Origin of the sequence: Campylobacter sp., from assembly GCF_017646085.1 — a bacterium.
Lineage (GTDB): Bacteria > Campylobacterota > Campylobacteria > Campylobacterales > Campylobacteraceae > Campylobacter.
The window spans coordinates 1-12,562 of the sequence record NZ_JAGCNF010000109.1; the positions used below are offsets into that span (position 1 = coordinate 1).

Annotated in this window: 13 protein-coding genes; 11 read left to right on the forward strand and 2 right to left on the reverse strand. The window is 35.4% G+C overall.

Annotated elements, in window-relative coordinates; genetic code table 11:
• Nucleotides 1-275 precede the first annotated feature (275 nt).
• On the reverse strand, nt 276-479 hold the full coding sequence (kcuS, locus tag J6V67_RS05900) for a KCU-star family selenoprotein (protein ID WP_291860134.1): 204 nt from the start codon (nt 477-479) through the stop codon (nt 276-278).
• Nucleotides 480-486: 7 nt separating this feature from the next.
• The gene (locus tag J6V67_RS05905) at nt 487-2,778 is read right to left on the reverse strand and encodes a carbon starvation CstA family protein (protein WP_291860137.1); all 2,292 of its coding nucleotides are present in this window, start codon (nt 2,776-2,778) and stop codon (nt 487-489) included.
• A gap of 495 nt (nt 2,779-3,273) precedes the next feature.
• Between J6V67_RS05905 and J6V67_RS05910 the strand changes: the two genes are divergently transcribed.
• The 11 genes from J6V67_RS05910 to J6V67_RS05960 form a co-directional block, all read left to right on the forward strand.
• On the forward strand, nt 3,274-3,636 hold the full coding sequence (locus J6V67_RS05910; protein ID WP_086249138.1) for an NADH-quinone oxidoreductase subunit A: 363 nt from the start codon (nt 3,274-3,276) through the stop codon (nt 3,634-3,636).
• Complete coding sequence (locus J6V67_RS05915) at nt 3,627-4,133, forward strand: NADH-quinone oxidoreductase subunit B (protein ID WP_291860145.1); 507 nt, start codon at nt 3,627-3,629, stop codon at nt 4,131-4,133. The genes J6V67_RS05910 and J6V67_RS05915 overlap by 10 nt, the downstream gene beginning before the upstream one ends.
• Nucleotides 4,126-5,808, forward strand: a complete 1,683-nt coding sequence (locus J6V67_RS05920) for an NADH-quinone oxidoreductase subunit D (protein ID WP_291860149.1) — start codon at nt 4,126-4,128, stop codon at nt 5,806-5,808. The genes J6V67_RS05915 and J6V67_RS05920 overlap by 8 nt, the downstream gene beginning before the upstream one ends.
• Nucleotides 5,805-6,296, forward strand: a complete 492-nt coding sequence (locus J6V67_RS05925; protein ID WP_291860152.1) for an NAD(P)H-dependent oxidoreductase subunit E — start codon at nt 5,805-5,807, stop codon at nt 6,294-6,296. Before J6V67_RS05920 ends, J6V67_RS05925 begins: the two co-directional genes overlap by 4 nt.
• Nucleotides 6,283-7,497, forward strand: a complete 1,215-nt coding sequence (nuoF, locus tag J6V67_RS05930; RefSeq protein WP_291860155.1) for an NADH-quinone oxidoreductase subunit NuoF — start codon at nt 6,283-6,285, stop codon at nt 7,495-7,497. Before J6V67_RS05925 ends, nuoF begins: the two co-directional genes overlap by 14 nt.
• 3 nt (nt 7,498-7,500) lie before the next feature.
• Nucleotides 7,501-8,880, forward strand: coding sequence for a 2Fe-2S iron-sulfur cluster-binding protein (locus J6V67_RS05935; protein WP_291860158.1), 1,380 nt, complete (start codon nt 7,501-7,503; stop codon nt 8,878-8,880).
• On the forward strand, nt 8,877-10,154 hold the full coding sequence (locus J6V67_RS05940; RefSeq protein WP_291860161.1) for a complex I subunit 1 family protein: 1,278 nt from the start codon (nt 8,877-8,879) through the stop codon (nt 10,152-10,154). The genes J6V67_RS05935 and J6V67_RS05940 overlap by 4 nt, the downstream gene beginning before the upstream one ends.
• On the forward strand, nt 10,144-10,641 hold the full coding sequence (locus J6V67_RS05945; RefSeq protein WP_291860164.1) for an NADH-quinone oxidoreductase subunit I: 498 nt from the start codon (nt 10,144-10,146) through the stop codon (nt 10,639-10,641). The genes J6V67_RS05940 and J6V67_RS05945 overlap by 11 nt, the downstream gene beginning before the upstream one ends.
• Nucleotides 10,641-11,135 carry an NADH-quinone oxidoreductase subunit J gene (locus J6V67_RS05950; RefSeq protein ID WP_291860167.1) on the forward strand — a complete coding sequence of 165 codons (495 nt, stop codon included), beginning with the start codon at nt 10,641-10,643 and terminating at the stop codon, nt 11,133-11,135. Before J6V67_RS05945 ends, J6V67_RS05950 begins: the two co-directional genes overlap by 1 nt.
• The gene (gene nuoK, locus J6V67_RS05955; RefSeq protein ID WP_086247479.1) at nt 11,128-11,436 is read left to right on the forward strand and encodes an NADH-quinone oxidoreductase subunit NuoK; all 309 of its coding nucleotides are present in this window, start codon (nt 11,128-11,130) and stop codon (nt 11,434-11,436) included. The genes J6V67_RS05950 and nuoK overlap by 8 nt, the downstream gene beginning before the upstream one ends.
• Nucleotides 11,426-12,562: NADH-quinone oxidoreductase subunit L (locus tag J6V67_RS05960; RefSeq protein WP_291860170.1), on the forward strand; the 1,137-nt coding region annotated here is incomplete at its 3' end. The genes nuoK and J6V67_RS05960, both read left to right, overlap by 11 nt.

Here is a 12,562-nt window from a genome sequence, read left to right on the forward strand (position 1 = left end):
ACGCTACAATCTCTAATACAGCATAAATTAACATAAAAATACTAAAATAATTTTGCAAATACATCGCTGCTAATAGCGTTTGTATTATAGAGTTATTGTATCTTTGTGGTAATAAATCACAAGTAAAAATCAAATAATATATAAATGTAAGTTAAGGTTTGCATATCAAACTAAATTTAATAAGATTGAGTCTTTGTTGTAGTGATTTGTATTGATAAAATGTTATAAAATAATAATTTATAGTAAGAAAACCCTACCTACAAGTGTAGGCAGGTTTAGCAGCATTTTGAGCTACCGGCTCCATATTTTTTTTCTAAAGCCTCTTTAAAAAACTCTCTTTGGCTTAAAGGAGATTGATTTGGGTGAAATTTTTGCATATATTCTACATATTTATCATAGCTAGGCATTCCCACTAGCAAGTGGGAAAACCTATCGATTCTTTTGTAAAATGCTGCTATTTTGCTCAAAATTTGCATCATCAGCTCCTTAATGAGCGCATCCGCAATGGTGACTACCGCATCCAGCTTTGCCTTCGTAGTCTTTAGCTTTTAAATATGGCGATTCAGCTAGTGGAATTAGCTGTTCTTTACCACTTATAGCTCTAGCTACTACTCTTAGTGTAGCGATTAATACTATTATAGTAATACCCATAAATACAGCACATAAGATAGCATTAATTAAGTTATTTCTAGCTACTTGGTTGGCTGCCTTATATGCTTTTTCAGTTGCTACTAGCTGAGCATCATCAAGAGTGCCAGAGTCGATTTTTGCCATTAGCTCAGCTGCTTTTTTGCTATTATTTTGATATGCAGCCACATGGCTTACTGAGTCGTGAACTCTCTCGCCATTAGCTGGAAGTAGCTTTTGAACTCCTGCGCTCATTGTAGAGATTAAAACCCAAGCAACTGGAAGGACTACAACCCATGCTAGTTTTCCTCGTTTCATTTTAAATAGAACACTTACAGCCAGTAGCAATGCAATACCTGCTAGAAGCTGATTGCTCACGCCAAATAGTGTCCATAGCGCCTTAACACCACCTGTTGGATCGGTGATACCCATATAAAGGATAGAGCCCCAGCCAGCTACACATAAAAGAGTTGCTATTAAACCCATTGGAACTGAGCTGATGTTTGCCATTGGTTTGTAGAAGTTACCTAGAACATCTTGTACCATAAATCTTCCAGCTCTTGTACCAGCATCAACTGCTGTAAGGATAAATAGTGCCTCAAATAAAATAGCAAAGTGATACCAAAACGCCATTGTACCTTCAAGACTTGGCATTTTAGAAATTAGTACTGCAAAACCAAGAGCAAATGTAGGAGCACCACCAGTTCTACTTAGAATGCTTGGTTCGCCAACCTCTTTAGTAAATGCTAAAATATTTTGCTCTATCATTTCTGGAGTAATTTTGATAATATCTCCAGCAAATGCATTGATGCTAGCAGCAGCAGCCTTGATACCTGCTAAGTAGCTTTGACTTGCTTCGCCTTGGAATACCCCAAATACCTCACCAGCACTTCTAGCTGCTGATATAGCCTCAGCCGTACCTAGGCCAGCAGGGGCGACATTAATAGCAAAGTATAGATCTGGAGTGATTATAATAGCTGCGATTAGTGCCATTACACCAACAGCTGATTCCATAAGCATTGAGCCATAGCCCACCATTTTAGCGTGAGTCTCTTTTTCTAGCATTTTTGGTGATGTACCACTAGAGATTAGAGCGTGAAAACCGCTAATAGCTCCACAAGCAATTGTAATAAATAAGAATGGGAATAATTTACCAGCAAATACAGGGCCAGTACCATCTGTAAATTTAGTTACCATTGGCATTGCTACTTGAATATTTTGATTGCCAGCAAAATCACCAATTCCAAGATATACAATAACTAAAGCCATTGCAAATATAACGCCAATTTTTAAGAATGTAGATAGATAGTCTCTAGGAGCTAAAAGCAACCATACTGGCAAGATTGCCGCTACAAAACCATATCCAATTGTAATAAATGCTAGATTTACTGGAGATATAGTAAATACATCTGCCCAATATGGATCAGCAGCTACATAGTGGCCACCCCAAAGTGCAAGCATAAGCATAATAAAGCCAAATATAGAAGCCTCACCGATTCTACCTGGGCGGATAAATCTCATCCAAATGCCCATTACAATCGCAATTGGTAGTGTCATAGCTATAGTAAATAGACCCCATGGAGACTCAGCCAAAGCATTTACAACAACAAGCGCAAGAATCGCAACAATAAGCATCATAATGCCTAAAATTCCAATCATTGCTACAGTTCCAACGCCCTTACCAAGCTCTAGCTTGATCATTTCACCAAGACTTTTGCCATCGCGTCTAGTTGATAGCCATAGTACCACAAAGTCGTGTACTGCACCAGCAATAACAACACCTACAACAAGCCAGATCATACCTGGTAGATAACCCATTTGTGCTGCTAGAATTGGTCCAACTAGCGGTCCAGCTCCAGCAATCGCTGCAAAATGGTGGCCAAATAGAACTATCTTGTTAGTTGGAACAAAGTCACGGCCATCATTTTTAACGACTGCTGGAGTGGCTCTGTTATCATCTAGTCCTAAAACCTTTTGAGCTATGTATTTAGCGTAAAATCTGTATGCTATAGAGTAGATACATACAGCTGCGACTACAAACCATAGGGCATTTACTGTCTCACCTCTATCTATAGTCAGTTTAGCAAATCCAAGCACAGCTAAAAACACAACTGCTGCCCAGATAACTATACTTAGCACTTTTTTATTCATGCTACCTCCGGATTAAAATTATTTTGATTTTGCGATTGTAGCATATTTGTAAAAAAATATATTAGAAAGTGTATAAATTAGAAATATAAAATTAAATTATGTTACGAATTTACACATCAATGAGATATTATTAATAAATTTACTATATTTATAGGCTTTTGGACTTTAAATTTAATTTTTAAATTATCTATTTGGTATTGATTTTTGGATGAATTCAAATTTTTATATCTATAAGCAAATAAATCCCAAATTAAAATACTAATAATATTATTTAAGTATTATATAAGTAATTGTTAAAACTCCCTATTTATAGGCTTTAAGACTTTAAATTTATATTTATATAATTAATTAATTTAGTCTAAAACTTACAAATAATAAAATTTATTAATCAATTCCTTAAATAAAAAATTAATTTATATATAATATTGATTAACTAGTGATATTTTAGATAGAATCCCGCTAAATAAATTTTGAGTAAATTTTAAGGAAAAAGCTTTGGAGAGTAATCTTGTATGGAGTCTGTATCTCTATGTTTTTATCATTTTAGCACTATGCGTGGCCTTTTATTTTACTAAAAAAATTGGTCCAAACGGCAAAAGCAATAGTTCAAAAGATAGAATTTATGAGAGCGGGATTGTAAATTATTATGGTGGGATAAACTCAAGCATAAATGTCAAATATTACTTAGTTGCAATTGTATTTGTAATATTTGATATTGAAGCTGTTTTTATGTATCCGTGGGCGGTTAGCCTTAGAGAGCTTGGGGTTTATGCTTTGGTTGAGATGTTTGTATTTATGGGCATCTTGCTTGTTGGGTTATACTATATTTATAAAAAGAAGATACTAAGATGGGAATAGAAAATTTAGTAAAAAACGATCTAATTTTAACCAGATTAGATGCGCTTTTTAACTGGGGGAGGTCAAATTCACTTTGGCCAATGATTTTTGGAACGGCGTGTTGTGCTATTGAGTTTATGAGTGCTGTATCGTCTAAGCATGATTTAAGTCGTTTTGGGGCAGAGGTTATGAGATTTTCACCACGCCAAGCTGATCTTATGATAGTAGCTGGGACAATATCATTTAAACAAGCTCCAATTTTAAAAGAGATATATGATCAAATGTGCGAGCCAAAATGGGTTGTAAGTATGGGTGCGTGTGCTAGTAGTGGTGGATTTTATGATAATTACACAACCCTACAAGGCATAGATCAAATAATACCAGTAGATGCGTATATAAGCGGCTGTCCACCACGCCCTGAGGCGATAATTGATGCGATTTTAGCTATTCAGCAAAAAATTAAAGCTGGCAGTATAAAGGATCGCCATAAGGATTTTAAAGGACTTTTAGATGCTTAGTAGTTTTATATCTAAATTTAGCGCTAAGGCGTCAGAATCTAATAAAATCACAACAGCAGTAATTGATAAAGCGCAAATTTTAGAGGCTGTTAAATTCGTCCGTAATGAGATGAAATTTGAGCTTTTAGCAGATATTGCATGTGTAGATAATTTAAATTTAAATAAGCCAAAAAGATTTAGCCTTTATTATATCTTTAGCTCTTTAAAGGGTAGTAATTTTATTATTCAAGTTGATCTTGATGAGAGTGAGAGCATAGCAAGCATTAGTCAAATTTATAAAAGTGCAAATTGGGCTGAGAGAGAGTGTTATGATCAATATGGTGTTAAATTTGATAATCATCCAAATTTAAGACGTATTTTAAATCATAAAGAATTTATAGGTCATCCATTAAGAAAAGATTATCCAATAGATAAATATCAAATTCTTACTCAAAGCGATAGCTTAGTTGATGAGATGAGAGATCAGCTTTTAGCACTTGGATTAGCTAGCGAAGAAAATGATGAGTTTAAAATCAAATATACATTCTTAAATATTGGCCCATCTCACCCTGCAACCCATGGGACGATTCGTAATTTTATGGCGCTCGATGGAGAGAAAATTGCAGCATGTGTAACTGAAATGGGATATTTACATAGAGGATTTGAGAAGTCATGCGAGACTCATACATATGCTCAGATAATACCATATACTGATAGGCTAAATTACTGTTCAGCTATGTTAAATAATGTTGGATATGCTAAAGCTATAGAGGATATTTTAGGTGTAAATATTCCTGATAGGGCAATTTTTATGCGTGTAATTTTAGGAGAGTTAGCTCGCATTATAGACCATGAGGTTTGTTTGGGAGCTATGTTTGTAGATATGGGCGCATTGACAAATTACTGGTATCTATATAATCCTAGAGAGAAAATTTATAATTTTTTATCTCGCCTTACTGGAGCTAGATTTACTAACTCATTTGCTAGAATCGGTGGAATGGCTCATGATTTTTATGATGGTTGGCAAAGTGAGCTTTTGGGCTATTTAAAAGAGGTTGAAAAGGGCCTTGATGATACGCTAACACTAGTTGAGAAAAATAGAATTTTCTTAGATAGAGTTCAAAATATTTGTAAAATTAGTGCCAAAGATGCTTTAAGTTATGGTTTTACTGGTCCAAATTTAAGGGCTAGCGGTGTGGATTATGACTTAAGAAAAGATAAACCATATTACTATTATGATAGCTTTGATTTTAGTGTTCCAGTTGGAAGCTGTGGCGATATTCATGATAGAATGTTTGTAAGATTTTATGAGATGAAAGAAAGCATTGCTATTATTCGCCAAGCTATTAAAAGAATTCCAAATGGAGATATCTGCATAAAAGATAAAGATATAATGCTCCCGCCAAAGAGTGAAGTATATGGAAATATCGAAGCTCTTATTAATCACTTTAAGCTTATTTTTGATGGGATTAAGCTTCCTGTGGGGCATTATTATGGTGCGAGCGAGGGCGGAAATGGTGAGCTAGGATTTTTTATTGTTAGCGATGGTGGGACTATGCCATATCGCCTTAAGCTTCGCCCGCCGTGTTTTTATGCGCTAAATGCGTTTAGTGATATGGTTAGAGGCGGATTGATTGCTGATAGTATCTTAAATTTAGGTAGCATAAATATAATTGCTGGGGAGCTAGATAGATGAGTTTTAAATTTACAAAAGATGAGCTTGAACGTTTAGATGAACTTAGAACTAAAGTAGATGATGATAGAGCGCTAGTGTTGCCAGCTCTTTGGATTTTGCAAAGAAGACAAGGATTTATAAACTCTGAAGATATATTATATTTAGAAAAAACCCTTGGTATTAAGGCTATATTTTTTGCTGAAGTTATGGGTTTTTACTCTATGTTTAATGAATCTGCAAAAGGGAAATATGAGTTAAAATTTTGTAAAACTATTACCTGTAAATTAAGAGGTAGTGATGAGGTTATAAAAGCTGCAGAGGAGTTGCTAGGCATTAAGATGGGAGAGACAACTAGCGATGGGCTTTTTAGTCTTGGAGAGAGTGAGTGTCTTGGGTATTGCGAAAAGGCGCCATGTATGCTATGTAATCTAGAACAAGTTAGCGATCTAACCAAAGAGAGTATAACAGAGTTAATAGATAGGCTAAGGAGAGAAAATGCAAGTCGTTAGTAGTAGATTTGATATATCTGGTGCCAATAAAATAGAAGTAGCTAAAGCTAATGGAGCATATGCGAATTTAGATGAAATCTTAAAAATGCCTAGAATGGATATTGTAGATGCAATTGATAAAAGTGGATTAAGAGGTAAAGGTGGCGGTGGTGGCCACTGTGGCACAAAATGGAAAAATATGATTGCATGGCCAAGCAATAAGCGTTATCTTGTAGTAAATGGTGATGAGAGCGAGCCAGGAACTTGTAAAGATAAGTATATTTTTAATCTTGATCCTCACCTATTAATCGAAGGAATTATAATCTCAGCTTATGCTCTTGGCGCTGAGCGAGCCTATATCTATATAAGAGGTGAATATGAAAGAGAACTACAAAGCATTCAAAGAGCAATTAATGAGTCTAAAGATGAAAGACGCGGTTTAGATATTATAGTTTGCAAAGGGGCTGGGGCTTATATTTGTGGGGAAAAAAGCGCGCTTTTAGAAAGCATTGAAGGCAAAAGAGGACATCCAAGGCTAAAACCACACAATAGAGCTGAGCCAGATTTTTTATTTGGTAGTGCGTGCGTGGTAAATAATGTCGAAACAATTGCAAGCGTACCTTTTATAGTTAAAAATGGCTGGGAAAAATATCGAAGTGTAGGCACAGAAAAATCACCTGGAACCTTGCTATTTGCAGTTACAGGTTGTGTTAATACTCCATGCGTAAAAGAGATGCCTTTTGGTACTAAAATGATTGATTTTATAAATGAATTTGGCGGTGGAGTATGGAAAAATAGGGAGTTAAAAGCTGTAATTCCAGGTGGCTCATCAGCTGCAGTATTGACCAAAGATGAGGTTATGAAGGCTACTTTAGATTATGAAAATCTATGGGAGTATAAAAGCGCTCTTGGTACTGGCGGTATGATGGTATTTGATGATAGCGTAAGTATGCCACAAGTCCTTTTAAATTTGCTTGAGTTTTATACTGAAGAGAGTTGTGGACAATGCACACCTTGTCGTGAGGGATGCGGTTGGGGAATGAGAGTTGTGGAGCGAATTTGTAATGGACATGGAAGCAAAAAAGATTTAAAAATGCTAAAAGATATCTGTTTTATGCTTGATGGTAAGACAATTTGCGTATTTGCCCCAGCTGTTAAAGATGTTATTATTGGGTTTATAACTAAATTTGAAGATGAGTTTTTAGCGCTTTGTAAGGATTAATATATGGTAGAGATTATTGTAGATGGAGAAAAAATAAGCGTCAATGAAAAGGGCAACCTAATCACTGAGCTAAAAAAGCATAATATTGAAATTCCGCACTTTTGCTACCATGAAGCGCTTGGGGTAAGCGGTAACTGCAGAATGTGCCTAATAGAAGTAGTAGGTCAAAAACGCCCACAAATCGCTTGTGATACCCCGATTAAAGAGGGTATGGAAATCAAGATAAATAGTGAACTAACCAGAGCCGTACAGCGTGGAATTTTAGAACTTGAGTTTATCAATCATCCGCTTGATTGTCCTGTGTGCGATCAAGCCGGTGAGTGCGATTTGCAAGAGTATTATATGAAATTTGATAAGCAAGATTCAAAAGTAAGTCTAGCTGATAAGGTGCGAAAATATAAAAGAGAGGATTTTGGCGCTGGAGTAATTCATGATGCTGAAAGATGTGTATTGTGTAGGCGTTGTGTTAGATTTACCCAGCTTTGTTCACAAAGTTATGAACTAGCTGTAGGAGGAAGAGGCGAACATAGCCATATAATGCTAATGAATGGTCGCAAGATCGATAATCCATATGCTGGCAATATTGTAGATGTTTGTCCTGTTGGAGCGATGACTTCGGCTGATTTTAGATTTAAAAAACGTGTATGGCATCTCCAAAAAACTCCAGCAATATGTCAAGGATGCGAAAGAGGCTGTGCGATCTGGGTTGATAGCAATAAAGCTAAATATCAAGATAGTATAATCTATAGATTTCGCCCTAGAGAAAATAGCGTAAATGGTTATTTTATTTGTGATTATGGACGCTATAGTTACAAAAATGAGCAGATAATTAAGCGTGATGATAGTGCTAAAATTTCATCTCTTGCTTTAGATATTAGAAGCAATGGCCAAAGATACGATATCTTAGTTTCAAGCTCTCTAAGCTTAGAGGAGATGAGTGCAATTAAGGAAATGGCTAGTAAATTTAATATGGGGTTATATGGATTTAGTGATTTTAGCGATGAGAGTTTTAAAGATGAAATTGGTTTAAAACTTCGAGTACCTAATAAAACTGCTAACCGTGTAGGGCTTTTAAAGCTTGGAATAAGTAAGAATTTAAATAAAAAATCTAAGAATTTACTAATATTCCACCTTGGTAAAGATTTTGAATTTGCGTCTAAATTTGAATTTGATAATGTGATTAAGATTGGCTCAAATCAAGATGCCGATATAGTCTGTGCTAGTAGCTATCATAGAGATGGACATACATTAAATATAGATGAAAAATTAAGATTTAGCAAGGGTGCATTTGAGCCAGTAAGCCCAAAAATATGCGATATAGTAAGTGAGTTAATAGGACAAAAGGTAGAATTTGATACAGAGATATTAAAGGCATTTGTATGAGTGAAATTTGGCTAATTATATTTAGAATTGTGTTTATTCTTATATTTGTTTTGGCTTTGATACCAGTTTTGGTGCTTTTAGAGCGAAAGGTCTCAGCCTTTATCCAAGATCGCCCAGGGCCAAACAGGGCGCATATTGCCGGGATTAGGCTTGGTGGGCTTGTGCAAGCTTTAGCTGATGCATTAAAACTAGCTATAAAAGAGGATTTTACACCAGCAGCTATTCGTTCTAAGACTCTTTTTACTATCGCTCCGATGGTGTTATTTTTGATGAGTACTCTTACTTTAGCAGTGATTCCTTTTAGTGAGTATTTTACTATTGATGGAGTTAAGTATCTTATGCAAGCTATTCCATTTGATGGTGGATTGTTATGGTATTTAGGATTTGCTAGCCTTAGCATTTATGGCATTATGCTAGCTGGCTGGAGTTCTAATAATAAATATTCACTTCTTGGTTCTTTGCGCGCTGCAAGTGGAGCAATAAGCTATGAAATTCCTTTAGGGCTTGCAGTTGTTAGTATGATTCTTACATATAATTCAATTAATCTAAATGACTTTGTCGTAGCTCAGCAAGGCTCAATTTTTGGACTTCCTGCGTGGGGGATATTTCTTCAGCCATTAGCAGCAATTATATTTATAGTTTGTGCATTTGCTGAGACAAATAGAGCCCCATTTGACCTAGCTGAAGGTGAGAGTGAAATTGTTGCTGGATATCATCTAGAGTATAGTGCTATGAGCTTTGCTATGTTTTTTATGGCTGAGTATATTGCGATGACGGCTATGTGTGCGTTAGTTGTTACTATATTTTTTGGCGGGTATTCGCTTCCATATCTATCTCAGGCAGACTTAGTGGCAAATTATGATATTGTGCTACTTTGCATAGCTGGGATTACTACTATTTTTGGGGTAGTCTTTGCTTATTGGGTAAGTAAAAATAATATCACTAGATATAGAGTTGCTAAAGATTATAGAAAAAGAGAAAATAAATTATATTATGCTTTAACATTTGCAATAGTTGCAGCAGTAGATATAATTTGTCTATACTTTTATAATGGAACTCTTGGTGGATTTGGTGCTGAGGTTGTAGCAACTGCTGTGAATTTAATGGTATTTGCGGTAAAAACATTTATAATGCTACTAGTTTTTATCTGGGTTAGATGGACTCTTCCTAGATTTAGATATGACCAAATTCAGCGTCTAGGCTGGGAAAAGCTTATGCCGCTAGCGATTTTAAATATTATAATTACAGCATTGGTGGTAGTCTATGGCAATTAAGGTAAAAAAAATCGAACGAAAAAAGATGCCGTTTTTAGAGCGAATTTATATATGTTATATAATCGCTGGAATGGCTAGAACATTTAAGCATTTTATTAGAAATTTGCTAAATACAAAAAATATTGAATTTTTAGAATATCCTGAACAAAAACCAGAGGATATCACGCCTAGATATCGTGGCCTTCACCGTCTAACTAAAAATGAAAGTGGTGAGCTAAAATGCGTAGCCTGCGATATGTGCGCTACTGCTTGTCCGGCTAAGTGTATATATATCGAAGCTTGCGAGGTAGAAGGAAGCAAAGAAAAGGCGCCTAAGGTATTTAATATAGATCTTTTAGAGTGTGTATTTTGTGGGCTTTGTGTGGAGGCTTGTCCTAAGGATGCTATTAGAATGGATAGTGGCATATTTACTAAGGTTGGGGGTAGTAGAGAGGATTTTATAAGCGATATTAATGAGTTAAGCAGTAGAAAAAGAGGAGATTTTTGATGGAGAATTTTTTATTTATTAACTTCTCATTTTTAGCGATTTTAGGAGCTTTGGGATTAATTAGCTTTAAAGCGCCAATTCACGGGGCACTTGCTATGATTGTTTCACTTGTGGCTATTGCAGGGTTATATCTTTTGCTATATGCTCAAACGCTATTTTTAATACAAATAGTAGTATATGCTGGCGCTATTATGGTTTTATCTGTTTTTGTTATGATGTTTTTTAATATTAAGGCTGATAGTTTATGGGCTAAATTTAGCTTTGCTCAGATGCTTCAAGCTGCTTTACCATTAGTAGTTTTTGGGTTTTTAGCTTATGAGCTTGCTATGATGCCTGGTGATTTTGTTGTAGTGCCTGAAGGATTTGGGCAGATTGCTCCACTTGGAAAGTATCTATTTTTTAATTGGGGGTTTAGTTTTGAGATGATATCGCTACTTTTAACTACTGCTTTAGTTGGAGTTGTGGCGATTTTAAAAGGCAAAAGTAATGGTTGAGAATTATATATTTGTAGCAATTTTGCTCTTTGTGATCGGAATTTTTGGTGTTATTTTGCGTAAGAATATTTTTACGATATTTATGTCTATTGAGCTGATGCTAAATGCTGTTGCTTTGCTTTTTGCTATATTTGCTAGAGTGAATTTAAATTTAGATGGACAAGTTATTGTGATGTTAGTAATTGCTATAGCTGCGGCTGAAGCAAGCTTTGGTCTAGCGCTTATTACGCTACTACATAAGACAAAACAGAGCCTAAATATAGATAGCTTTAAAGAGTTAAAGGATAGTAATGCTAGTTAATATCTTAATTTTGGCACCAATTATTGGTAGTTTGCTTCTTGGAGTTTTATATCTTGCTAGAAATGGGCTTGGACTCTCTCAAGGCTTTTTTGCTTTTTTGGGAATGGCTGGACCTGTAGCTAGTTTTGTTGCGATGGCATTGTTATTTGCCCAAAGCTATGGTAATAGTTTAAATTTAGAACTATTTAGTTGGCTAGATATTGCTGGATTTAGTATAAATATTGGTTTTTATTTAGATAGCCTTAGCTTAGTAATGGGGTTATTTGTGGCCTTTCTTGGAATGCTTATACATCTATATTCTATAGGATATATGGATGGTGATGAGGGCTTTGGAAAATTCTTTTGCTATATGAATTTATTTTTAGCTTCGATGCTGATTTTGGTACTAGCTAATAATCCAATTTTAATGTTTGTTGGCTGGGAGGGCGTTGGCGTTTGTTCATATTTGCTAATTGCTTTTTATTTTGACGATAAAGAAAATGTCAAAGCAGGAAACAAAGCTTTTATTTTAAATAGAATTGGTGATTTTGGCTTTTTAATTGGACTTATTGTTTTATATCTTGCTAGTAGCGGAATTAAATTTGATTACATCGGTTTAAGCCAAATCATCCTAGAGCCAGCTACGGCTATATTTATAGCGTTTTGTTTTATTGCTGGTGCTTTGGCTAAATCAGCTCAAATTCCTCTATATACTTGGCTACCTGATGCGATGGCTGGCCCAACGCCAATTTCAGCCTTAATCCACGCTGCGACAATGGTTACAGCTGGGGTTTATATGGTTGTAAGATTTGATTTCTTATTTGCTGGACTTACTATGCCAGTTGAGGTTTTAGCTGGAATTGGTGCAGCTGGAGCGTTATTTGCTGGGATTATTGCTACAAAGGCTACTGATATTAAAAAAATCTTAGCCTACTCTACAATGAGTCAGCTAGGATATATGTTTGCAGCGCTTAGTTATAGCTCAGGAGCAGCAATGTATCATCTATTTACACATGGCTTTTTTAAGGCATTACTATTTTTGAGTGCTGGAGCGATTATTATTGCGCTTCATCACGAGCAAAATATATTTAAAATGGGAAATTTAAAATCTAATAAAGCACTATATTATCCAATGCTTTTTGGGATG